The organism is Kamptonema sp. UHCC 0994, from assembly GCF_029167235.1.
Classification (GTDB): Bacteria; Cyanobacteriota; Cyanobacteriia; order Cyanobacteriales; family Microcoleaceae; genus Kamptonema.
Genome location: NZ_JARFTR010000257.1, coordinates 40,157 through 62,574 on the forward strand (window position 1 = coordinate 40,157; position 22,418 = coordinate 62,574).

The window sequence follows — 22,418 nt, forward strand, 5'->3', positions numbered from 1 at the left end:
ATTTATTTAATGTTCGCTGGTCATTTGCTGAGATGATAGGGAGATATCAAAGAACTGTTAAGATTGAATCATTTTTTCTAGAGCTACCTGCAAATCTTGAGTCAGTTCAGCTATGGCTAATCTGCGACTTTCTTGATAGCTATCCCAGCGGTCAGAAACTGATATCGGTTGCCCTACTATCATTTTTACCCGCTGTTTGCCCAACTGAGGTCTACTAAAAGGACTTCCACCTTTGATTCTAGTTACAACATCCCACAGTAGTAAAGTTGTTTCTGCAAATCGCTCTGCGGTCGGGTTTTCTTGGACATATTTCCCTGTCACGGCTACAAAACTTTCTACCAGTCTCATGTGCCACATCCGCAAGCTTGCTTCTTCGGCGATGCGGTCTGCCAATCCCTTTTCTAAGGGCGACAAGTCTGCAACATCTTTAATATCTTCTCGGTAAATATAATCCCAGCCTGCTTGCTCTAAACGACGACACCGATCGATTAAACTCCCCTTTGGCTTTAAGTTGAAATACTGTTCTGCTACTTGCAAGGAAATATTTAAAAGGTTTAAAAGTCTTTGTACTAAAGCTTCGTTAGCTGATTCAGTGCCTTCGGAAATGGGAAAAGATGTCAGTTCTGGTGTATCTTTGGGTAGGGTTTGATGGTAAAATCTCGTATAAAATTCTTCCATCATCACCAGTAAGTGGCCACCCAATCGGATTAAACGTGAGTAGAGAATGTGTTGATTTGAAGCATCTAATTCTCCCCTATTTACCTCGTCTAGGAGCGGCAAACCGCAATCAATTTCTAATTGGGTTAAAAGCTTTTGTAAGGGTTCCCAAGGAGCCTCTGCATAACGATACTGAATACCTACGGGTACGATGAAAACTTGCTCAGTTCGTCCGGCTTTGTACATATCTTCTACGCACCAGAATCCCATCTGAGCGATCCCCGGTTCTAGGGGGCTAACTATTTCATTGTGTCCGTTAGTTGCTCCTTCTGGAGCGGCTGCAATCGGGAAGTTGCTGTTAGCAAATAATTCGCGGGCAGATCGCAATCCCGTTCTGTCTATTTTACCCCTAATTATGGGCGTACCACCTAATCTGGAGTATAGCCAGCCTACAGTGTCACCGGCCCAGAGAGGAATGCCGCGATCGTAGATGAAGTGAGAATGTATGGGATATTTGAGTGTTATTCCTTCTTTTCTAGCTACTTCCGGTAGTAGTTTCCAAAACAGTTGTGCCAAACAGAAGGGGTCGTCTGTATTGGGATGGCGAAAGGCGACTAAAAAGCGGACTTTACTATCTTGAAATTGACTGAAAAGATGGGCGAGGGTTTCGACATTTTCGGCTTCTATTTGGCTGATGGGTGTCCGTAATTTCAGCCACCAAGGGAGGAGTTGTTGACATACCCGCAGTACCAAGGGGTTGAAATCTGGAGGTATAAATTCTAGAGGCCGTTGAACGTGGCTAGTAGAGTTGGGCATTTTTAAATTACTGTTAATTGTTAGTTGTTAGTTAGTAGTTGATGGTTAGTGGTTGGTAGTTTAGGACTAAGGCCAACTGGCACATTAAACAAAGGTATGTAGTTGGGCTTTAGCCCTCTTTTAGGATATGAAAGAGGGCTAAAGCCCAACTACATACCTAAAATTTAACCGCTCATCTAAATTCCTGCGAGAAACTGGTCAACACTCCGCTTCCAATGTTCTCGATCGACTGTAACGAGTAAATTATGACCCGCGTTAGGAAAAATAACCAGCGGAAATGTGGGAACTCTGATTTCTCTTAATCGACTTCTAACAACATTAGTATAAGACAAAACATTGAGAACGAAGAAAACAGCCACTACGAACTGGCAAAGATGCTTTCTGCTTTTTCTTCCCAGTTCGATCGTTATTAATTGCTGCATTCAATCTAACCTCACTGACCTGCTCAAATGCCTAGTATCAGCTTAAAGATAACTGATTACCAGTTACCATTGGCTCAGATAGAAGCAACTGGATTAGAAATCATTTCTTGAAACTGAATGGCATCCGATCGCGGATCGCAGTGAGTGACTTTCACTTCTAAGCGATCGCCTATTTCCACAGGCCGACTAAACCGCATTGCCAACTCTAAGCCTAACTCTTCTAACAACACTAAACCCACATTCGTATCTTCCCGCAGCCAGCGCAGCATCATTGCTTGCCATACTTCCCCAGCATGGCGACGCAAATATTCTAACCCCCAATAACGGTTAGTTTGACGTTCCACATTTGATGCTTCTTTCACCGCCGGACTGAGGCTCATAATCATTTCTAGCATCTGTTCTGCCGAAAATGGCAGGTTTTCCCCTCGCAAGTGGGCTTTAATCTGGAAATGAGCCAGCAAGTCCATATAACGCCGAATGGGAGATGTCACCTGAGTATAAGCTTCTAAGCCTAAACCTGCGTGTCGCGCTGGCATCAAACTCATCTCGCTACGTGGCATACAACGGCGCACCGCACAGGCGCGGGCCGGCCCAGCGGGTAATAACAGTAATTCTTCATCTGGGGGGAGTTCGGGTTGCTGCTGATGGCGGTAGGGTAAGACTAGGTTATGAGTTTGACCGTATTGTGCAGCGACTTCTCCGGTTAAAATCATCATCTCAGCTACGAGTTCCCGTGCGGGGGAGTCATCCAAGACGTGAACGCTAACATCGTCACCGGATACTTTAATAACCGATTCTGGCATATAGATGCTGATTGCGCCTTGGGTTTGCCTCCACCCGTGTCGCAATTTTGCCCAAGCTGCGATCGCGCTAATTTCTGGTTCGGCCGCGATCGCCAAATGTAGCATCTCATCTACATCTTCGTAAGTAAGGCGATAAGTGGGCTTAATTAGCGTGATGTGAATGCTGTAATCCTGTACGGCCCCCGTTTCGTCCAAAATCACTCGGAAACTGAGGGAGGGGCAAACTTGCCCTTGTACGAGACTCATGGGCCCTGTTGCCAGCTCTGGCGGGAACATTGGCACCATGCCCGTAGGCAGATAAACTGTAGTAGTGCGCTTTCTAGCTTCTAAGTCCAGATCGTCGCCAGGGGAGAGTAAGTTAGTGGGATCGGCAATGTGTATCCAAAGCTGTTGTTGACCATTTTCCAGAAATTCTAAGCTTAGACCGTCATCGATCTCCGTCGTGCTTTCGTCGTCTATGGTGTAAACCTTGAGGTGAGTCAAATCGAGGCGATTTGATTCAACGTCAGGCGGGGGATTTTCCAGGCGAGAAGAAGCCAATTCCAGTACCTTTGCAGAAAAGTGGGTCGGGATCTGGCTGCGCCGCAAAAATAAGTTTTCGTGGAGACTCCAAAGACCGAGATCGACCAGCAGTTGAAATGCAGCTTCGGGGGTTTCCGAACGTCCCAAGCTGGCTAATGTTTCTAAGGCGGGGGTGCGGTGTGTTGCTTCTTCTCCAAGTAGAGCGAAGCGTTCTAAGGCATCGAGGCGGGTGCGATCGCTCTGCTGCCACTCTACCTCATCCCCTGCGAGTTTTGTCTTCACCCGCTCCCAAAATCCATGCAATTCTAACTGTCGCTGCCGTTCAACTTCTTGCTGGTGTTTGATTTCACCTACCATCGCTGTTGAACGCGGCTCGTAGCGATCGCCTTTTTGCTTGAAATAAAGCTTATCTACCGACAACAAGTAATAGGCCGCGTAGCACTGAGGCGGAGTCGCTTCTGAAAACAGCAGCATTGCCAAACCTGGTGGATCTACGGTTTCTCCATCCTCAACCAAAAGTTCCCAAGCGACTTCTAAACTCGTTGGGTCTGAATAATTCTCCACTTCCTTGAGGAATGTGGGAATTTGGGTAGGTTTGTAAGTTTCCCCAACTACCTCATAGCTAATTTGCTTAGGCGGTATGCTGTGGGATTGACTATTTTCATCTACCACAACCCAGTTTTTTTTGCCATCAGGACGATCTGCTACGGCAAGTCGCCGCTCACCGTGCAGTCGAAATTCAACTAAAGTTCCCTTCTCCACAAGCTTTTGCCAAGGTCGCGTGCTATTTTGCGGACTATCTGCAAGTTTAAAGTGCGCTCCGGCAAGTTAGTTAACTACCGCTAAGCTGCTGAGGCTTTCGCGGGAGGCTTGCGCTTTACGCTAATCGCCCTTGATTGGATCGAGTCTAGCAGATTTGTCGATCCGCGCCTATAGCTTTTTCTGGAGTTTTTTTAGCCTTCTTGGTTGACGAAGGGCATCAAAGCTAGAATTCTGGCTCTTTTGATGCCTGTGGTCAAGTCTCGCTGCTGTTTAGCAGTCAATCCTGTGATCCGGCGGGGCAGAATTTTCCCCCGTTCAGTTACAAATTTGCGGAGCAAATCGACATCTTTATAGTCGATCGGATCTCCTGGCTTAATTGGCGAAACACGGCGGCGAAAATATGTCATGGTAATTGATAGTTGGTAGTTCGTAATTTGGAAATGCTAATTGCTAATTGCTATTAGCTGTTAACAGTTAACAGTTAACAGTTAACCGTTAACCGTTAACCGTTAACAAATTACTTAATTTCCTTGTGGACTGTGTGCTTGTTGCAATGGGTGCAGAACTTTTTGAGTTCTAGTCTCGCCGTAGTATTACGACGGTTCTTGGTGCTAGTGTACCTGGACACGCCATTTGAGCGCTTGTTTGAGTTAGTTCGGCACTCGGTACATTCTAATGTAATGATGATTCGGACACCTTTAGCCATAATTCTAAAAAGATTTGGACTAATTGACACTCCCCAGTCTAACGACACGGGAATTTTACAGGACAACCTTTTTGGGATAAATCCACAAAAAACTTGATTCTTAAAGCCTGAGTCTCACAGCGACTACTCACTCGCTCAGAGGTACTGAGTTTATAAGCCTACTATTCAGACACAATTTCCTATCATCTCACATTGCGCTGTATTTGGTCAAGCATTTTTCTAAGTTTTATGTCAAGGGAGTAGCCCCGGCGGGTTCCAACGATGATGGTTTGGGCGAAGCGATCGTGAAAGGCTTGCTGGTATCTCTCGGTGTCGGCTAAGGCTACGCTACAGTCTAGGGCCAGGGGTAGCATCAGTAATAGGACGGCGGCGTTGCGGCTGGTTAGACCGGTAAATGCGATCGCAGCCAGGGCGGCCCCAATGCCAAGTATACCCTCGCGCTTGACTAATTCTTGGATAGTGGGAGTTCTGTTAAAGCGGGTATCGATTACTCTCATGTCTAAGGCCCAGTGGCCAAGGCTTTGACCTTGGTTTCTGACAGCGAGGAAGACGCGCATCAGCAGCCAGAGGATCATAAAGAATATGCTCTGGACGAACCAATTAGTACCTAGAATTAGGCTAATTAAGGATACGATCGCCCAGTCAATCGCGAAGGCGAAGGCCCGGCGATTAATTGGGACTTTTGGGGGAAGGGGCACTAAGTCTGAGCTCATGGCGGGGGAATGGGGCTGATTACTTTATCTATTTTGGCATCTGATTTTGGGTTGGGGTGAAAAAGTGGACGCGACTTATGCACAAAGTAATTCTGTCATTGCGAATGTAACGTAATTCTGTCATTGCCAACGTAGTGAAGCAATCTCTTGTTATAATTTTAATTAGCATTTGAGCTATACTTACTATGAGCATTGATGATGAAGAGTTGAATAGCGAATTTTCTAGTGAAGATCGCAAACTGGAACTTTTCACTGACAGATATGAGTTTACTAAGTTATTTGCTGAATACTTAAACGACGATCCGCCGCGCAAAAAAGTCTTGTATTTTCATGGAGATGGTGGTAACGGTAAGTCATTACTACTAAAATTTTTGCGAATTCAATGCTGTAAGCGATTTTCGCGGCAAAAGTGGCAGGAACTTAAGGCGATTCCCGATGATAGAGTTGCCGAAGTTGCCGATTATATCCAAAAAGCTAAACTAAGTCAAGATTGCACTGTTATACCAGCAATTTTGCACGATTTCGGAATGCCGCCAATTAAGGAAGATCTGCCGCAAGATCCCTTTTATGGGTTGTTGATGTTGCGGCGAAATTTGGGAGTAGCAACGGCACAATATAGATTCAAGTTTCCTGTTTATGATTTTGCTTGCTATTGGTATTTGCTCAATAAGGGAGAATCAAAAGAAACACTTGAGCGGTTGTTTTCTGATGATTGGATTAGTTTATTAACTCCGGGAATTGATTCTGCTATTCCTGATGCTATTGCTCAATTTATTTCTGATACTATTGTTAAATTTCCAGTTATGGCACAAGCGGTAGCCTTGCTCAAATTTTTGGATAAAGTGGGAGGTAAAAAGCGACAAATTGAGTTACTCAAAAAACGGCTAGAGGTTACAGAAGAACAATCGGATGAAATTTGTAAGAAAGATATTGATACTGAATTAATTAATGAGTTGCCTAAATGGTTTGCTCAAGATTTGAAGGCGGCAATGGCAGGAAAAAATAAGCCTGAACGCATTGTGCTGTTTTTTGATACCCATGAGAAGTTTTGGGATGAGAAGCGACATTTTCAGGGAGAAAAGTTGTTCTATCAGGATGAGTGGCTGCGGCGCTTACTGAGAGGTTTGCCACTAGAATTAGGTGTGGTGGTGGTAGTGGCAGGACGCGATCATCCTATTGAGCAACTGTGGTGGACAGATGCACCTACATTTGGCATTCCTCAAGAAAATTTAGACCCCCAATTGCTTTGGCATCTTTCGCCTAATGATGCAAAACATTATCTACAAAAAGCCGGAATTTACCAGGCGGCTTTGGTTGCAGCTTTGATTAAGTATGCCAGCGTTAACCCCGATGAAAAGTCAGGGGAGTTGCAGGTACACCCGTTTTATCTTGGCTTATGTGCAGATGTGGTGCTAACAGAAAAGATTAAGGGAATAGAGTTACAGGCGGCAGATTTTGCGAGTATCCCGAAGCTGGAGGATAAGGCTAGGGAATTGACAGAGCGCTTATTGCGGTATGCAGATAGGGAAGTAAAATCTGCGGTTAATTCGCTGAGTGCTTGCCGTGCTTTTAATCAAGAGTTGTATATGAAATTGGGAGGAGGTTGTGACTTCCTGGCTAGTGCTGCTAATTTTGAGATTCTGACTAGCTTTTCGTTTGTTTGGCGCGATCGACAACGGGGTGAAAAATGGTATCGCATCCATGAGTTGCTGCATCGATTGGATTATGAAAGGGACAATTCTATAACTTGTGAAGCTCATCAAGTTTTAGAGGCACACTATCGAGAATTAGGAAATGTACCAGAGGCAATTTATCATGCTAATCGCTTGGATTGGGAATGGGGTGTTGATGAATGGGTAGGAGTTTTTAATGAGGGATTAGAGAATAGTATCTACGATCTATGCCGTAGCTTATTAGAAGTTATGAATGAACTCGTAATTGAGAGTGAGTTTTGGAGGGGAAGTGTTTCAAGAGCTAAAGGGGATTACTTTTTCAGATTAGCTGGATATCAGGAAGCAAAGCAGGGATATTTAGAGGCTGTTGCTGCTTACGGTCGAGAAATCGTTAAAAATGATATTATTTTCAATAATCAAGGCCTAGCACTACGAAGTTTAGGAGACTTGCAGGCTGTGCTTTCTGAGTATCCAGATGCCTTGCATTCTTATCAAGGCGCGATCGCAGCTTACACAATTTCCCTTGATTATGTTTCAGATAACGTTTATGTTCTTAACAACAAAGGTAATACCCTCCGAAGTTTAGGAAAACTACAAGCTCGGCTGAATCAGTCTTCAGAGGCCCTGAAGAGTTATAGAGATGCTATTGATATCTACGATCGGGCATTCCAATGTGACCCCGATGAAATTTATACTATTAGCAGCAAAGGTAAAGTGCTGAGATGTATTGGAGATTTGCAACATCAGCTCAATCAGTCTTCAGAGGCATTAGAGAGTTATAAAGATGCCCTTGTGCTCTACAATCAATCCCTTAAGATTGCCCCAAAAGATGTCTATCTCCTTAATAACAAAGGTAAGGTAATGCGAAGATTAGGCAAGTTGGAAGCTCAATTTAATAAAAATGTACAGGCTTTGCAATCCTATAAAGAGGCAATTTATGTCTATACTCAAGCTCTCCAATTAACCTCTGATTTTGTTGCAGCTTTAAAAAATAAAGGCAAGGTATGGATAAATTTAGGGGACTTGCAAGATCAACTAAATCAGCCTTCAGAGGCATTATTCTCTTACGGAGAAGCTATCCTCGCCTGCAATAAAGCCTTAGAAAAAGCCCCTGACTATGTTATTGCTTACAATAACAAAGGAGAAGCGCTTAAAAAACTAGGTAATTTGCAGCAAAAGTTATCTCTGAAACCGGAGGCGCAGGAGAGTTACCAAGAAGCACTAGCGGCGTTTAATCGCTCCTTGGCGATCGCGCCTAACGATCAGTCTATTCGTAATTGGCGCGATTTCCTGCAAGAATTTCTGGATAATTTATAATCATCAAAAAAACAAGAGGGAAGCAAAATGATTTCACAAACTTTACTAGAGATTGAACGTTCAATTCTTTCTCTGTCCATCGAGGAACAACTTTGGCTACTGGAACGCATCGCTCATCAAGTGCGAGAAAGAACTTACACAGCTCATAAATTGGGTGATGCTAAATATATGGAGGAACAAATAGCAATGATGGCCTTAGATCCCGATATTCAAGTTGAAATTGCTGCTATCAATCAAGAGTTTGTTGTTGCAGAAATCGATGGTTTAGAAGGGCTATGAGCATTCAGCGAGGGGAAATTTATTTTGTCAATCTTAACCCAATTCAGGGAAGGGAGCAAGCTGGAATGCGACCTGTTTTGGTGCTTTCCATTAACGCTATTAATCAGTTACCTTTAGTTGTTACTGTAATTGTAGGCACTAAAGGAATTAACATTCACCGGGAATATCCAACAAATGTGCGTGTTTCTCCGTCTGAAAGTGGCTTGCTAATAGAAACAGTTTTCCTCTGTTTTCAGATTCGCTCTTTGGATAAAGAGCGATTTTCTAGGGATTCAGTAGGGCAAATTTCAGCAGAAAAGATGCTAGAAGTTGAAGCGGCGATTCGCTACTGTTTTGGTTTATAAAAGTTGAGAATGTTTAATTAATTTCTAGTTGAGGTGGAGTTAGCAACACTTCGTCAAATTCATCGCTGAAAGCTGCTGCGAGTTCCGGGCTATAAAGTGCGATCGCGCTCTCATGCCATTCATGGATTATAATCTCAATCAGAGTCCACGCCCCAGGTTCCGATTCCGCAAGTCGGTAAGCTTTTTCTAATTCTGCAATCAATTCGCTGAGTTCCTCAGAGTCAAATACTTTCAACCACTGATAGGGATGTTCTGAACTAATGGCTTCTCCCAAGCGCAGCCGGTAAGCCGCCGCCGTCAACTCAAATACATTCAAAGAAAGGGTTGCAGCTTTTACCCACAGCGCCATATCCTCGCGGCGCAGTAAAGCAAAATGCTGGTCGTTGCGAATGATGGTGACAGGGTGTTCCATTGCCAAATCTAGAACTCGACCCGGTTGTTGGTTTAATTCCGTTGCGGTAATTAATTCATCGCCGTAAACAAGGCGCGAAGATTCACTTAACATAGCTTTTGCGCCTCCATGCGATCGGAATGCTTTTCAATCTATGATGTAAATAGTATAGCAATCTTATCGGAAATAATCACTAATTAAGTAAATTTTTCTCTACAACAAATTGAATTATATCAACAACAGATAAGCTGTTCTACATCAGGACTTACTCAATGGGCATCGTTAAAAAAGTATGTAGTTGCGCTTGTGCGCTCTTTCGTATGCTAAGAGCGCTGAAGCGCAACTACATACCAAAAAATTAACTCCTATCTTGTGACACTTGCGTAAGTCCTATACATTTAACCTGTATATTTCATATCCCTACCAGTTCTACAAGCTTTCAAGCCGCAAACGGATGTTCCCCAACGCCTAACTCTTTTTTCGACTTTTCCAACTTTTCCCAAAGTAATTCAATCTCAGAAATTGCCTGAGCTAGAGGAATCTTCCCATTAGTAGCTAAAGCACTGATGTAACCCACTCGATGAGCAAATTCCTGTAAGTTAGCATCAAAAACTAAATTCTCTGGCTTGACATCGCCGTAGTAACGACATTTAGGATATAAAAAACTTGACTTATCCAGCATCTTTATAATCTCCTTTAAAATTCATTTTTTACCCTTAGTTATAATATATTCTATAATCTCTAAAGTGTTGAGTGATGAGAAGACTATATAAATATGAGCTGAAGCATCAACATAAGTGATAACTGTCATTGATATAATGTGACAATAATCACAATTGCTCAGCTTTCACTGCCGAGGGAAAAAATAGTGAGAATTGCTACAATTTAAAAATATTTCAACTCTTCCCTTAAGACTGTCACAGATGCCTGTAAATGCGCGATCGCCCCGTCCCAAACGCCCACTGCTTCAAATTTTAATCGTACTAGCCCTAGCAGTATTTACGGCTATTGCCACCATTCTTTTCTACCCAGATTTAACTACCGTGTTCCAGACACCTCAATCGATCGCCACACCGCCGCCCGAAATAGAGAATATACTCAAAGGTAAGCGCAAAATCGTCACGGTTGGCGACAGCATCACCGAAGCGGGGAAGTATACAGGTGGATATGTCTGGCTGTTACAAAACTATTTAAACGCTCTCTACCCTAGTCAAAAAATTGAGATCGTCAACGCGGGGATCTCAGGTAACAAGTCTACAGATATGCAGGCACGTTTCCAAAAAGATGCGATCGCTAAAAATCCCGATTTAATTACTATCAATGTCGGCGTTAACGATGTTTGGCTGGCATTTTTTGACTTCAACACCAACCAAGTCCACCCCGAAGGCAACCTCCCAGCCGGTGTAACATTAGCAGTGTATCGCCAAAAACTCACCGAAATGGTGCGATCGGCTCAAGCCGCAGGTATTCGAGTTGCATTGCTGTCTCCCACCCCAATCAGAGAAGTGCTGCACGGCCCAGAAAATCGCCGCCTACCAGAGTATATGGCTGTGATGCGTCAGATCGCGATCGAGAATAACTGCCTGTATATTGACCTCAACTCGCCCTTTCGGGAAGTGCTAATCGCATTTCAGAAACACGCAGGGCGATCGCTTAATCTATTAACAAGGGACGGCGTACACCCCAACCAGGCCGGCAACCGCATTATTGCCTACACGATTCTGCGGGGATTAGGCATTTCAGATAAAGATATTCAAAGCGTACAAGTAAAATATTAAAAGGGAAAAAATAAGAGAAAATGGGAGATGCAGAAATGGGGAAAATAGCGAAATTTCCCTCTTCTTTCTTCCTTCTTCCTTCTTCCCTATTCCTTCTTTCTTCCCCATCTCTGCTGTATGCAAACGCAAGAGTTTCTAGAGCGGTATCAACAGGGAGAGCGCAACTTTGCTCACATTGACCTTAGCGGTGCGAGTTTAAGCGGAGCAAACCTGCGGGAAATTGACCTCACAGGTGCTAACCTCACAGGTGCAAATCTCAGTTGGGCATTTTTAAGCCACGCTAAATTAGTAGGCGCTTGCTTACGGCGAGCAGATCTCCGTAGTGCGATGCTCACCAGTGCTAATCTTAATCAATCAATTTTGAGCGGGGCAAATCTTACTAAAGTAGATCTACGACTCGCTTATTTACAAGAAGCCGATCTGAATTGGGCAATATTTCAAGAAGCCGATCTTAGCGGCGCTGACCTTCAAAGAGCTAAATCCGATCAAATTAATCTAGAAAAGGCTAGACTCGATGGGGCGAGATTAATGGATGCGGAATTAATGGAGGCAAATCTTAATCGTGCCAGTCTTGCGGGGGCGAATTTAACTGGTGCTAATTTGCGAGAAGCACACTTAGCAGAGGCTAATTTGCGAGAGGCTATTTTAAAGGGCGCTAATTTGATTGAAGCTGACATGAATGGCGTAATTTTACGGTCAGCAAATTTGACTGAAGCTGATATGCACCGGGTGATTTTAACAGGTGCAGATTTAACGGAAGCGGTACTTAATGGTGCTGATTTGAGTCGGGCTAATTTGACTGGTGCTTATTTGTTAAAAGCGAGTTTTAAGAAAGCACATTTGCTCCGCTCTAATCTACAAGAAGTTTATTTACTATGGGCAGATTTGACAGAGGCAAATTTGCGCGGTGCGGATTTACGCAAGGCAGACTTAAGTGGAGCTTATCTCAGCGATGCGATATTAAGTGAAGCTGATTTAAGAGATGCTCTGTTGATTGAGAGCCATCTAATCCGCACGAATTTGGAGGGAGCGCAGCTAACTGGATGCTGTATTCATAATTGGCATACTGAGGAAGTAAATTTATCGAAGGTTGATTGCAGATATGTATTTAATCAATTTAATTATACTACTAAAAGTCCTAGTAATCGTTATCCTGTGGGTCGGGATTTTGAGCCGGGAGAATTTGGCAACCAAGATCGAGAAAATAGTTCTATAATCGAGGTATTGTTTCCTGAATTTCCTAATTGGGAAGCTTTGGTTTTTACGGTGGCTCAGGTGGAACTGGAAAGTCGGGAACTCAAGCTGAATATCCAATTTTTTGAATCTGCGGAGGATAGGCATTTACTACGGCTAAGCGCGAACAATTTGGTGAACGCGAAAATTTTAGCTGAGCATATTTTACAGCTTTATTCTGAGATGTTACAACGAGTTTTAAGTCGGCGGATAGAAATCTTGGAATTGCTCGATCTTGCTGTTGTAGTTAAGGATAAATCTAGAGATATTGAGGAGACAACAATGCCGGTTTCCTCGCCACCTCGCCAACAGGAGCTAACGGATAAACGGCGAGAGATATATAAGGAGATATCGCGTCAAATTAAGTTTATTGTGATGACTCAAACTCCTGATAAATTTGTAGAAAGTGTGGAGCGGTTGTTGGACTATTTGAAGCTACAAGGGGTTTCAACTGAGGATATTCAAAAGAAGGTTGTAGGTCAAGTTATTTTACAGCGGGCTAAGCAAGATCGGGGGTTTTTAGAGCAATTAATAAGATGGGAAAAAACGGCTTCCGAACACGCTCGGTTTTCGATGGTTGGTGAGGCGGTAAGGTTGGCGATTGCACTTGTTTGGGAGCAGGAGTAATGATATAGTTAGGGACTAGGGGCTCTCTTGCTACGATGCTCAGGAACAAGGGAATAGAATCAGCGGGTTTCAGTAATTTAGAATGTCCTAACCGACGAAAGCGGTTGCTATATAAATAAAATTGGTATAATTTGCGATCGTGGTGTTATATAATCAATCTTTTGGTCAGTATCTAAAAAAGCGGATGCAGATAAAGTGAAACGAAGGTCTTTGCTATTGGGGGCTAGCGCCCTAACTCTGAGTCAATTAGCGGGGGGATGCGGAACCCAGACGGCGCTAAAAGTGCGATCGCTGAAAAATTCCGTTCCCGCACAAGTTGTCGCTCAATTTCGCAAGCAACTGCAACCATCGCCGCTTTTACAGATTGTGCCACAAACGCAGTTACAAGAATTATTTGCTCTATTGCAAACTTGGAAGAGCAAAACTTCAGCACAAAACCAGGGTAAGGAACAGGAAAAAGCTGACTTAGTAATGATTGGTGATTACTGGTTAGCAAAGGCAATTCAACAAAAATTAATTCAACCTCTTGACCCTGCAAAGCTTACAAACTGGTCGCAATTACCTCCTGCTTGGCAAACATTAGTAAGGCGTAATGACTCTGGTATTGCGGATGAAAAAGGCAAAATTTGGGCTGCACCCTACCGCTGGGGCACGACAGTTATAGTATATCGAATTGACAAATTTAAGTCCTTGGGTTTGAAACCTCCTACAGACTGGAGCGATCTCTGGCGGGAAGAATTGCGCGATCGCATTTCTTTGCTGGATAATCCTAGAGAAGTTATCGGCTTGACTTTAAAGAAACTTGGTAAATCCTACAATACCCGCGATCTTAATAAAGTAGCTAACCTCAAAGAAGAATTAAGCAACTTACACCGCCAATCTAAACTTTACAGTTCTAATTCTTACCTACAACCTCTAATTTTAGGAGATACTTGGGCGGCTGTTGGTTGGTCTGGGGATGTATTACGGCTAATGCAGAATCAGAAAGAAATTGGGGCAGTAGTTCCAATTTCTGGAACATCAATGTGGGTAGATTTGTGGGTACAACCGGTATCTAATCAATCATCAAATTTATCGTTAGCAGAACAATGGATGGATTTTTGTTGGCAGCCACAAATAGCTACTCAAATGTCTCTGCTAACTCAAGCTAGCTCTCCTATTATTATTAGCATGAAGCGTGAAGATTTGCCCGAAGAACTTCGTATTAATCGTTTACTTTTACCGGAATCAGAGGTTATTTCTAAAAGTGAATTTCTTTTTCCTCTCCCGGATGTAGCTATTGAGCAATATCGCTCCTTGTGGCAAGAAATCAGAAATATTAAGCATGGTTAGTTGTTAGTTGTTAGTTGTTAGTTGTTAGTATCTGGATACAATTAAATGTAGGGTGGGTGTAAATTTAGTGGATCGAAGGTACTGGAAACTTCTTTTGGATATGCTAACTTAACTGATGCTGATTTTACTATCATTCAGTCGAGGTGTTAAAGTATGACTGATATAACTACCGAGCATTTGCTAAGTAGCTATGCTGCCGGAAACAGACATTTTAGGAGGGCTAACTTGAGCGGTATCGATTTGAGCGGAGCTAACTTACCTGGAATCTGCTTCGATTGTAGTAATTTGAGTGGAGCTAATTTGAGCGGAGCTAGTTTGAGCGGAGCTAGTTTGATAGACAGCAACCTTCACGAAGTTAACTTGGAAAGCGCTAATTTATCTGGTGCCGATTTGTGTCTTGTTTGGTCTCACCATGCCAACTGGAGGAGAGTGTATTTGGATGGTGCTAACCTGCAAAATGCTTACTTAAAATCTGTCGATTTGGAAGGAGCTACTTTCCGAGGCGCTCAACTAAATCGCATAACTTTTTCCGAGTGTAACATGAGAAATATTAATCTGGAGGGAGCGATATGGAATGATTCTAACGGTGGGGGTATATGGAATGTTGATTTGACGGGAGCCATCGGTTTCGATCCAGACGATATTGCTGGAAACAATATCATCCTTCCTGATGGAGAGTTCCTCAAAGATGCTTGGGAGTTCATTAAGCGAAACGGAAAGTTAGATCGTCCCCGACGGCTCAACCAGCCATCGGATTTTGATTAGTAGTGCGGGCTGCCATCTGCAAGAGCCTGCCTTCTGCAACCTGCACTACTAACAGTTTTTGTTATGGTAATCAACAGGACATGATATCAGTCTCGCATTAGGTAGATGTATTGAGGAAAAAGTTGGTGTTACGGTCTTCCTCAATAGCATCCTGAAGTTCTTGAGGAAGTCCGGAGAAGAAGTTATAACCTGTTAGATGCTCTACATCGCGGACTGTTACCGCATAAGTTTCCCAGACACCTGGTCTGGAAAGATCTAATATTGTGTCATTTCCCAATATTATATTACAAGTTGAGAAACTGGGTTTCTGAGACAGTTTGGCTTAAAGAAGCAGAGATTTTGATAGAAACCCGGTTTCTAACCCAGCCGAGAATTAAAATCGTCTTGGTTTACCGCGCAGTCCACCATTAGATAAAGAATCTAGTTCTAGGTTACATTCTAGTTGAGTAGAAGGATTATTTTGAGCGGTCGAGAATTTGCAAGAGTAGATTGCTAAAGCTTCTCCTTGAGGGTTACAAACGCGAACGTTATAACCGTAATCTCTCGCCGCTGTACCGAATTGATTGACAAATTGGTATCTCTCTAAATAATCCAATAAGCTCCAGAGTTGGCGGTTAACTATCAGAATTACCCAATTATTATTAGATTCAACAAACCAGTTGTCTAATAGTTTCCCTCCAAATTGTTGTTTTGTCAACCAAAGGCTGGGGATACTCAGCTCTATTTGAGATAGAGGAGGTGATGGCAATTGATACCAATTTGCAGTTGGACAGGTTGACTGTTGAGCAACTGCGATCGCAGTTTTTTGCCCTAGTAAACTGGGAAGAAAAAAGGAAAAGTTAATAAGAATAAATAGGTTTAATATTTTCATACTGCATTGTTAGTTGGTTGTTAGTTGTTAGTTGTTAGTTGTTAGTTGTTGGTGGTTAGTGGTTAGTGGTTAGTTGTTAGTTGTTAGTTGTCATTGCGAGCCAAGCGCAGCAATCTGAGGCGCGAAGCGTTGCGAGGAACGAAGCAAGCTGGATCTTGCCCGAAGCAATCGCCTTAGACCGAGATTGCTTCGGGTTGCTAAAGGTTAACTTTGCGATCGTAATTTTGCTTTGATTAGTTAAGAATAGCATAGACAATACTTAGCATTTTAACGATGTAGGAAGGGTTTGGGATTGCTTCGCACAGCGAACAATGACAGAAACCAATAACTAACAATGACTAACAACCAACAACCAACAACCAACAACTAACCACCAACAACTAACTACTAACTACTAACATAACAGTTAATTAATCCCAAAGCCGACGGCCGCTAGTACCAGATAGCCGTTGATGAGTATCCTTTAATAAAGCTGGAATATCTAGATTTTCTGGACATCGAGGTAGACATTCGCCGCAATCTGTACATCGATTTCCCTTAACACCCGGAAACCAATGTCCAGCATTTTCAAACATTCCATAACGGTATTTACCAAAGTCTGTCATGTTATAGGCAACAGCGAGATTACGCAAGCGTAATACTTCAGGAATATTAATATTTTCTGGACAGGGTAAGCAAGCATAACACTGACTGCATTTATCTGTTCCTAAACTCGCTGCGGATTGTGTTTCTAAGCGCTCAAAGATGTCAATTTCTGCGGATGTCAGGGGATAATCGCGATCGCAACATTGCAGAGGCAATTCTAATTCAGTTGGGTTAGCTGGCCCAACACTGATTGTAGTAATTCGATGGTCACTTAGCAAGAACCTATAGTTTAATTCTAGGGGCGAAAAGGGCAAACATAATTTTTTAAGGCTTTCGGGCGGGGTGTAAAGTCTTCCTCCTTTATCAGCAGGAGAAATAATAAAAACGCCCATATCTTTTTCCGAGGCTAACTTGATTGCTGGCGCATTCCGCTGAAAAAAATAGTAATAATGTAGATTAATAAAATCAAAATAATCTGTATTAATGGTAGCTAGAATTAACTCTAAAGACCCGTGAGTAGAAAACCCGATATGCCTCACTCTGCCATCAGTTATAGCCTTGCGAATAGTTGGGATAGAAGTATGTACGGAGTCTAAATGTTCCCAGGTATTGATGCCGTGAATTGCTAAACAGTCGAGATAATCTAGATTTAATCGTTTTAGAGATTCATCGATAGAGCGATCTATTGCTGCAGCGTTGGGAGTGGGGGAAATTTTTGTGGTAATGTGAAGGCGATCGCGCTCTCTTGGCAATCGAGTACCAATAGCTGCACCGAGATATTCCTCACTTTTACCATAACCCTTAGCTGTTTCTAGGTGATTAATTCCCATAGAGACTGCACGATCTACAGTAGCTATTGCAATTTCTTCCGAAGCCAGATAGCGCATTGTGCCTAAAGAAAAAACAGACAAGTTTAGATTAGTTTTACCAAACCTTCGATCGCGCATAAATAAGACTTTTAAGATTACAGGATAGAGGCAGAGGCACAAAAGGTTTTTCTTGGCTTCAGGACAATGATTTACTGCTGTAACTCATAACTGATAACTGATAACTGTCTTGCTTTTGGCCGCTTGCCTCAAGCCTGTTGCCTGTTAGGAAAATTCTCCGCCGATCGATCCTCCTCTTTGAATTAAATCCTCCGGGCGGAGGTTAGAGATAAATTCTCGGAAAGCTCTGCGTTCGGCTTCGTCAGCGTCTCGATCGACGGGGATGGAGGCATCGGCGATCACTTCTTCCATTACCCAAATGGGGCTATTGGTGCGAAGTGCGAGGGCGATCGCATCGCTAGGGCGAGCATCAATCTCTTTTTTGACTTCTCCAGAACGGACGATCAGGACGGCATAGAAGGTGTTATCTTGCAGGGAGTGAATTACTATTCGCTCCAGAGTCAGATTCCACGCCTCTAGGAAGTTGACCAGGAGATCGTGAGTCAGCGGCCGGGGGGGCTTTTGGCTTTCCAGAGCGCTAATTATTGCCTTTGCCTGCTCCTGACCGATATAAATAGGCAAGGCCCGCCGCTCCGTAGCGTCTCTCAACAGGACAATAGGACTGCGCGTGGCTGCATCCAAGGCAATTCCTGCGACTTTCATTTCAATCATCGGATCGGCCTCATGGGATACTGTAAGGCGGTGGAGAATCGGGGCACCGACATGACCTAAGTTCCAGTATGCCTCGATTTTTGCCTGAATCTACAACGGATTGTGCTCAAAGATCGAATAGCGGGGGGTTGTGGTGTTTACAGGATTAATTCAGGGATTGGGGACGCTTGAGGCTATGTCCGGCGATCGCTTACAAGTGTCCTGTGTATCGGGCAATACAGACGCGATTTTGCGGGATTTGGTGATTGGGGATAGCGTGGCGATCGATGGGGTGTGTCTGACGGCGGTGGAAATTTTGTCTCAAGGCTTTGTGGCGATCGCATCCCCGGAAACTCTCAGCCGCAGCACTCTTGGCCTCAAACCCAACGCCTGCGTTAATATTGAAACCTCTCTCCGCGCCGGCAGCAAACTCGGCGGTCATTTTGTCACCGGCCATGTAGACGGGATCGGCAGTTTAGTCGAGTCAGTGGCCACTGCAAATGCTTGGGAAATGCGGTTTACAGCGCCGCCAGCAGCCGCCTCGGTTTGGCAGCGTCAAATCGCGCCTTACATCGTTCCCAAAGGCAGTATCGCCGTCAACGGCATCAGCTTAACTGTGGCAGATTGCGATGCTGTCGGCAACTGGTTTGAAGTGGCTGTAATTCCCCATAGTTATAGTGAAACTAATCTGCGGGATTTGAAACCGGGGAGTTGGGTAAATATTGAAGGAGATATCTTGGGTAAATATGTGGCGAAATTTATTCGTAGCAGCTCTATGTTATCTTCTGATTCTAATTTCGGATGGGAAGAAACTGCTGTTACCAGTATGGGGGAAATTACGCCAGATTTTTTAGCAGAACACGGTTTTATGAAAAGCATTAATTGATTCAATTTCCAAGTTGTTGTTGTTCTCAATTAACATCTGAGTCTCCTAGGTTAAAAAGTCTAATTTTAGGATCGTAACGCCGCCTTCTAGGCGGTTAAGATACCGCCCAGAGGGCGGCGTTACAAAATGCCTGCAACATCAATTTTTATTAGAAATAATTGGGAAATATCCGAACTATTCCATTTTTTTATTCAATTGCCTTAATCCTAGTTTTGCGCTCCAATATTTCCTTAAGTACAAGAGTTACAACAGCTAAAAAAGCCAGGATAACCGCAGCCGAATAAGCCGATTGCGTCGCATACTGCTTATAAGATTCCTCTACAAACAGCGGTAAAGTTTGCGTTTTTTTAGCAATATTTCCCGATACTACAGAGATAGCGCCAAATTCTCCCATTGCTCTCGCATTTGTCAAAATCAAGCCATAAAGTAAGCCCCAACGAATATTTGGAAGCGTGACTCGCCAGAAAATTTGCCAATCATTTGCACCCAAAGTTTTAGCCGCTTCTTCTTGGTCAGTACCCGCCTCTTCCAACACCGGAATTACTTCACGAGCCACAAAAGGCAGAGTTACAAAAGCAGTAGCAAGTACCATCCCCGGAAAAGCAAAAATAATCTTAATATTGGCTGCTTCTAGGAACGCTCCAAACCACCCATTGCGACCATATAACAACACGATCATTAAACCAGCAACAACAGGAGAAATTGCAAAAGGTATGTCTAAGATGCTGATTAAAAGCGTGCGCCCAGGAAATTTATTTCTAGCAATGACCCAGGCAGCACACAAACCAAAAATTGTATTGATCGGCACTACAATTATAGCAATAAATAAGGTCAGCTTGGCTGCATGGAGAAACTCTGGAGAAGTCAAATTTGACATGAAAGGCCCAACTCCCTTACTAAAAGCTTGGACAAAAACATTGAGGGCCGGTATAAAAAGTACAAGAGATAAATACAGGACTGCAACCCCAATTAAAACCCACTTTACCCAAGTTTTCTCCTTGCTTTGCAAGCGAGAATTAGCAGGAGGTACATTGTATTTAGCAGATGGATTCAGATCAATCGTCATAGCGGCTACCCCAGGCTTGTAAAACATTAATTGCTAACAACATTACCAATGAAATTGCTAATAGCACAACGCCAATTACAGTTGCACCCGCATAGTCGTACTGTTCCAATCTCTGAAAAATTAGCACTGGTGCGATCAAATCTTTAAATGGCATATTAGAAGCAACAATTACAGTCGATCCATACTCGCCAACTGCCCTAGAAAATCCTAGAGCTACCCCAGTTAAAATTGCTGGCAATAATGGTGGTAAAATCACCCGCCAAAATGTCTGCCACCGAGAAGCACCTAAACACCAAGCTGCTTCCTCAATATCTCTTTCCATCTCGCTCAAAACTGGTTGTACTGTTCGCACTACAAAGGGCAAGGAAATAAAAATCATTGCCACACCTACGCCAAGACGAGTAAATGCAATCTTGATACCAAAAGGCGCAAACAATGAACCAATCCAGCCATTATTACTATAAACTGTGGCGATCGTCAAGCCTGCAACAGATGTAGGCAGTGCAAAAGGTAAATCGACTGCGGCATCTATAATTCGCTTGAGTGGAAAGTCGTATCTGACTAAAACCCAGGCAATTAATGTTCCGAAAACGCCATTAATTATCGCGGCAACTAATGATGTAAAAAAGGTGACATCGTAGGCAGAGAGAGCAATCGGACTGGTGGCAATTCTCCAGAATTCGGCTGGGTTAGCTGTACTCGCTTTCGCTAGCAATGCTGCTACTGGCAGCAGTAGCATTAAAGAAAGATAGCCGAGGGTTATTCGCCAAGGCCAAGTAATTTTGGCTGCTAGATTTTGGAGTTGAGATTTTGGTTTGTGGGTGGGAAGCGATACCATTTTGATTTGAGATTTTAGAGATTTTTAGATGCCTTGTTTTGCCGTAACGCCGCCCTCCGGGCGGTTCTTTTACCGCTCAAAGGGCGGCGTTAAGTTATTTTCTAATGTCAGCTTGGATTTTGTCAAAAATAGTGCCATCAGCAAAGAATTTTTGATCAATTTCTCCCCAACCTCCCAAATCTTGAACTGTAAATAAGTTTTTGACTGGGGGATATTTCTCGACAAATTCTTTGTCTTGAGCTACACTAGCTTCTACTGGGCGAAAACCTGCTTTAGCAAATTCTCGCTGAGCTTCTGGAGTGTACAGAAACTTGACAAAAGCTTCAGCAATTTCGCGAGTACCGTGCTTATCAACGTTCTTATCAACAACTGCGATCGGATTGTCGATGGAGACATTGGTATCGGGAACAATATAAGGCACTTTTTCACCTTTCTGAGCAGCTAATACCATCTCATTTTCATAGTTGATCAACACATCGCCTTGACCTTGTTTGAAAAATACATCGCTGGCTTCGCGAGCATCTTTTGTGAGTATGGGAACGTTTTTGTAGACCTTGGTAACAAATTCTTGAGCCTTGGCATCATCGCCGCCAGTTTTGGTGACAGCACCCCATAAAGCTAGGAAATTCCAGCGAGCAACCCCAGAGGTTTTAGGGTCAGCGGTGATTAGTTGCACTCCGTCTTTAGCTAAATCTTCCCATGTTTTAATACTTTTGGGATTGCCTTCGCGGGTGACTAATGCTGCTACGGATTTGCTGACTATGGCATCATTAGGTGATTCTTTTTCCCAACCTGCTTCAATTAGTCCAGCTTTCTGAATTTTACCTGTGTCTCCGGCATGAGCTAGGTGGACTATATCTGCTTCTAAGCCGTCAATTACGGCGCGGGTTTGGGAGCCGGAACCGCCATAACTTTGATTGAAGCTGACAGTTTGATTGTGTTCTTGTTTCCACTTTTCTACGAATTTGGGAATAATTGCTTCGTGGGCTGCTTTGGTGACGGCAAAGGAAACGAGGGTAAGTTCTACGTTGCCTTGACTGGCTGCTGTGCTGGCGCTGGATGCTGTGTTGCTACTGCTGGGAGAGCAGGAGGCGATCGCCACACTCAAACTCAGTCCTAATATAAATAGTGATGCGAAGCTTTTTAGGGAATTCCCAAATAGAGTTATGCTGGCTAGTTGCTGTTGGTACGAGCGTCCTAGCTGAGTGAGGCGTTGCCACTGACTCATTAGATGCTTTCCTTGTGTAAAGTACGGTTATTTGGTAGGGATACCGTTTTTTGTGTACAGTCGTAGATTATATAGAAGACTTTGCAAAATTGCAAGAGATCAAAAAAACTACTCCCCCGCCCCCTCTGCTCCCCTACTCCCCTGCCCCCCTGCTCCCCTGCTCCCCCTCCTCCCCATCTCCCCCTTTAGCCTGCCCGAAATCCAAACGTCCTGTATGGTAAATTTGT

The 22,418-nt window shown here is 43.5% G+C and carries 22 protein-coding genes; 8 read left to right on the forward strand and 14 right to left on the reverse strand.

The genetic code is table 11. The features are described 5' to 3' along the window. Positions 1–57: 57 nt before the first annotated feature. The 6 genes from PY364_RS22465 to PY364_RS22490 form a co-directional block, all read right to left on the reverse strand. The gene (locus tag PY364_RS22465) at positions 58–1,473 is read right to left on the reverse strand and encodes a 1-acyl-sn-glycerol-3-phosphate acyltransferase (RefSeq protein WP_275526443.1); all 1,416 of its coding nucleotides are present in this window, start codon (positions 1,471–1,473) and stop codon (positions 58–60) included. Between the two features lie 176 nt (positions 1,474–1,649). Continuing rightward, positions 1,650–1,895 carry a hypothetical protein gene (locus PY364_RS22470; RefSeq protein ID WP_275526445.1) on the reverse strand — a complete coding sequence of 82 codons (246 nt, stop codon included), beginning with the start codon at positions 1,893–1,895 and terminating at the stop codon, positions 1,650–1,652. Positions 1,896–1,969: 74 nt separating this feature from the next. Then, the gene (locus PY364_RS22475) at positions 1,970–3,982 is read right to left on the reverse strand and encodes a ribonuclease R family protein (RefSeq protein ID WP_275526447.1); all 2,013 of its coding nucleotides are present in this window, start codon (positions 3,980–3,982) and stop codon (positions 1,970–1,972) included. A gap of 191 nt (positions 3,983–4,173) precedes the next feature. Next, positions 4,174–4,389, reverse strand: coding sequence for a 30S ribosomal protein S18 (gene rpsR / locus PY364_RS22480; protein WP_007358575.1), 216 nt, complete (start codon positions 4,387–4,389; stop codon positions 4,174–4,176). A 110-nt stretch (positions 4,390–4,499) separates the two neighbouring features. Continuing rightward, on the reverse strand, positions 4,500–4,688 hold the full coding sequence (gene rpmG, locus PY364_RS22485) for a 50S ribosomal protein L33 (protein WP_071592493.1): 189 nt from the start codon (positions 4,686–4,688) through the stop codon (positions 4,500–4,502). 182 nt (positions 4,689–4,870) lie between these two features. Next, the gene (locus PY364_RS22490; RefSeq protein WP_275526449.1) at positions 4,871–5,401 is read right to left on the reverse strand and encodes an RDD family protein; all 531 of its coding nucleotides are present in this window, start codon (positions 5,399–5,401) and stop codon (positions 4,871–4,873) included. A gap of 185 nt (positions 5,402–5,586) precedes the next feature. On the opposite strand from PY364_RS22490, the gene PY364_RS22495 reads away from it, so the two are divergent. Genes PY364_RS22495 through PY364_RS22505 form a run of 3 tightly spaced genes read left to right on the forward strand, consistent with a single transcriptional unit; the run spans position 5,587 to position 9,014 of the window. Next, positions 5,587–8,391: a tetratricopeptide repeat protein gene (locus PY364_RS22495; protein ID WP_275526451.1), complete on the forward strand. Its 2,805-nt coding sequence runs from the start codon at positions 5,587–5,589 to the stop codon at positions 8,389–8,391. Positions 8,392–8,418: 27 nt separating this feature from the next. After that, complete coding sequence (locus PY364_RS22500; protein WP_275526453.1) at positions 8,419–8,670, forward strand: hypothetical protein; 252 nt, start codon at positions 8,419–8,421, stop codon at positions 8,668–8,670. Continuing rightward, entirely contained in the window at positions 8,667–9,014 is a 348-nt protein-coding gene (locus PY364_RS22505) for a type II toxin-antitoxin system PemK/MazF family toxin (RefSeq protein ID WP_275526455.1), read from the forward strand. The genes PY364_RS22500 and PY364_RS22505 overlap by 4 nt, the downstream gene beginning before the upstream one ends. A gap of 13 nt (positions 9,015–9,027) precedes the next feature. Here the strand turns inward: PY364_RS22505 and PY364_RS22510 are convergent, their stop codons facing one another. Both PY364_RS22510 and PY364_RS22515 read right to left on the reverse strand, forming a co-directional pair. Next, positions 9,028–9,519: a hypothetical protein gene (locus PY364_RS22510; protein ID WP_275526457.1), complete on the reverse strand. Its 492-nt coding sequence runs from the start codon at positions 9,517–9,519 to the stop codon at positions 9,028–9,030. Positions 9,520–9,844: 325 nt separating this feature from the next. Next, a complete protein-coding gene (locus tag PY364_RS22515) occupies positions 9,845–10,087 on the reverse strand; it encodes a hypothetical protein (protein WP_275526459.1) in 243 nt (80 codons plus the stop codon). A gap of 193 nt (positions 10,088–10,280) precedes the next feature. On the opposite strand from PY364_RS22515, the gene PY364_RS22520 reads away from it, so the two are divergent. The 4 genes from PY364_RS22520 (at position 10,281) to PY364_RS22535 (ending at position 15,140) form a co-directional block, all read left to right on the forward strand. Beyond that, entirely contained in the window at positions 10,281–11,183 is a 903-nt protein-coding gene (locus PY364_RS22520) for an SGNH/GDSL hydrolase family protein (protein ID WP_275526461.1), read from the forward strand. A gap of 117 nt (positions 11,184–11,300) precedes the next feature. Then, the gene (locus PY364_RS22525; protein ID WP_275526463.1) at positions 11,301–13,043 is read left to right on the forward strand and encodes a pentapeptide repeat-containing protein; all 1,743 of its coding nucleotides are present in this window, start codon (positions 11,301–11,303) and stop codon (positions 13,041–13,043) included. A gap of 195 nt (positions 13,044–13,238) precedes the next feature. Continuing rightward, positions 13,239–14,375 carry an extracellular solute-binding protein gene (locus tag PY364_RS22530; protein WP_275526464.1) on the forward strand — a complete coding sequence of 379 codons (1,137 nt, stop codon included), beginning with the start codon at positions 13,239–13,241 and terminating at the stop codon, positions 14,373–14,375. Between the two features lie 153 nt (positions 14,376–14,528). Continuing rightward, positions 14,529–15,140, forward strand: a complete 612-nt coding sequence (locus PY364_RS22535; protein ID WP_275526465.1) for a pentapeptide repeat-containing protein — start codon at positions 14,529–14,531, stop codon at positions 15,138–15,140. Positions 15,141–15,513: 373 nt separating this feature from the next. On the opposite strand, the gene PY364_RS22545 is transcribed toward PY364_RS22535, so the two are convergent. The 3 genes from PY364_RS22545 to PY364_RS22555 all read right to left on the reverse strand — a co-directional run bounded on the left by PY364_RS22545 (position 15,514) and on the right by PY364_RS22555 (position 18,194). Then, a complete protein-coding gene (locus tag PY364_RS22545; protein WP_275526469.1) occupies positions 15,514–16,011 on the reverse strand; it encodes a hypothetical protein in 498 nt (165 codons plus the stop codon). 410 nt (positions 16,012–16,421) lie between these two features. Beyond that, complete coding sequence (locus PY364_RS22550; protein WP_275526471.1) at positions 16,422–17,543, reverse strand: aldo/keto reductase; 1,122 nt, start codon at positions 17,541–17,543, stop codon at positions 16,422–16,424. A 144-nt stretch (positions 17,544–17,687) separates the two neighbouring features. Continuing rightward, a complete protein-coding gene (locus PY364_RS22555) occupies positions 17,688–18,194 on the reverse strand; it encodes a bifunctional nuclease family protein (protein ID WP_272031196.1) in 507 nt (168 codons plus the stop codon). A 133-nt stretch (positions 18,195–18,327) separates the two neighbouring features. Between PY364_RS22555 and ribE the strand changes: the two genes are divergently transcribed. Next, positions 18,328–19,059 carry a riboflavin synthase gene (ribE, locus tag PY364_RS22560; RefSeq protein ID WP_275526473.1) on the forward strand — a complete coding sequence of 244 codons (732 nt, stop codon included), beginning with the start codon at positions 18,328–18,330 and terminating at the stop codon, positions 19,057–19,059. 187 nt (positions 19,060–19,246) lie between these two features. Here ribE and cysW read toward each other — a convergent pair whose 3' ends face one another. The 3 genes from cysW to PY364_RS22575 all read right to left on the reverse strand — a co-directional run bounded on the left by cysW (position 19,247) and on the right by PY364_RS22575 (position 22,191). After that, positions 19,247–20,125, reverse strand: coding sequence for a sulfate ABC transporter permease subunit CysW (gene cysW / locus PY364_RS22565; protein WP_275526475.1), 879 nt, complete (start codon positions 20,123–20,125; stop codon positions 19,247–19,249). Further along, a complete protein-coding gene (cysT, locus tag PY364_RS22570; protein ID WP_275526477.1) occupies positions 20,115–20,963 on the reverse strand; it encodes a sulfate ABC transporter permease subunit CysT in 849 nt (282 codons plus the stop codon). Before cysT ends, cysW begins: the two co-directional genes overlap by 11 nt. Positions 20,964–21,057: 94 nt before the next feature. Then, positions 21,058–22,191 carry a sulfate ABC transporter substrate-binding protein gene (locus PY364_RS22575; protein ID WP_275526479.1) on the reverse strand — a complete coding sequence of 378 codons (1,134 nt, stop codon included), beginning with the start codon at positions 22,189–22,191 and terminating at the stop codon, positions 21,058–21,060. Positions 22,192–22,418: the final 227 nt, after the last annotated feature.

Bases quoted from the DNA above. Each gene is read 5' to 3' on its own strand.
- PY364_RS22500 (WP_275526453.1), top strand. From the start codon at position 8,419: ATGATTTCACAAACTTTACTAGAGATTGAACGTTCAATTCTTTCTCTG.
- PY364_RS22550 (WP_275526471.1), bottom strand. From the start codon at position 17,543: ATGCGCGATCGAAGGTTTGGTAAAACTAATCTAAACTTGTCTGTTTTT.
- PY364_RS22470 (WP_275526445.1), bottom strand. From the start codon at position 1,895: ATGCAGCAATTAATAACGATCGAACTGGGAAGAAAAAGCAGAAAGCAT.
- PY364_RS22510 (WP_275526457.1), bottom strand. From the start codon at position 9,519: ATGTTAAGTGAATCTTCGCGCCTTGTTTACGGCGATGAATTAATTACC.
- PY364_RS22490 (WP_275526449.1), bottom strand. From the start codon at position 5,401: ATGAGCTCAGACTTAGTGCCCCTTCCCCCAAAAGTCCCAATTAATCGC.
- cysT (WP_275526477.1), bottom strand. From the start codon at position 20,963: ATGGTATCGCTTCCCACCCACAAACCAAAATCTCAACTCCAAAATCTA.
- PY364_RS22465 (WP_275526443.1), bottom strand. From the start codon at position 1,473: ATGCCCAACTCTACTAGCCACGTTCAACGGCCTCTAGAATTTATACCT.
- rpmG (WP_071592493.1), bottom strand. From the start codon at position 4,688: ATGGCTAAAGGTGTCCGAATCATCATTACATTAGAATGTACCGAGTGC.
- PY364_RS22545 (WP_275526469.1), bottom strand. From the start codon at position 16,011: ATGAAAATATTAAACCTATTTATTCTTATTAACTTTTCCTTTTTTCTT.
- PY364_RS22515 (WP_275526459.1), bottom strand. From the start codon at position 10,087: ATGCTGGATAAGTCAAGTTTTTTATATCCTAAATGTCGTTACTACGGC.
- PY364_RS22495 (WP_275526451.1), top strand. From the start codon at position 5,587: ATGAGCATTGATGATGAAGAGTTGAATAGCGAATTTTCTAGTGAAGAT.
- PY364_RS22575 (WP_275526479.1), bottom strand. From the start codon at position 22,191: ATGAGTCAGTGGCAACGCCTCACTCAGCTAGGACGCTCGTACCAACAG.
- PY364_RS22505 (WP_275526455.1), top strand. From the start codon at position 8,667: ATGAGCATTCAGCGAGGGGAAATTTATTTTGTCAATCTTAACCCAATT.
- cysW (WP_275526475.1), bottom strand. From the start codon at position 20,125: ATGACGATTGATCTGAATCCATCTGCTAAATACAATGTACCTCCTGCT.
- rpsR (WP_007358575.1), bottom strand. From the start codon at position 4,389: ATGACATATTTTCGCCGCCGTGTTTCGCCAATTAAGCCAGGAGATCCG.
- PY364_RS22535 (WP_275526465.1), top strand. From the start codon at position 14,529: ATGACTGATATAACTACCGAGCATTTGCTAAGTAGCTATGCTGCCGGA.
- PY364_RS22525 (WP_275526463.1), top strand. From the start codon at position 11,301: ATGCAAACGCAAGAGTTTCTAGAGCGGTATCAACAGGGAGAGCGCAAC.
- PY364_RS22555 (WP_272031196.1), bottom strand. From the start codon at position 18,194: ATGATTGAAATGAAAGTCGCAGGAATTGCCTTGGATGCAGCCACGCGC.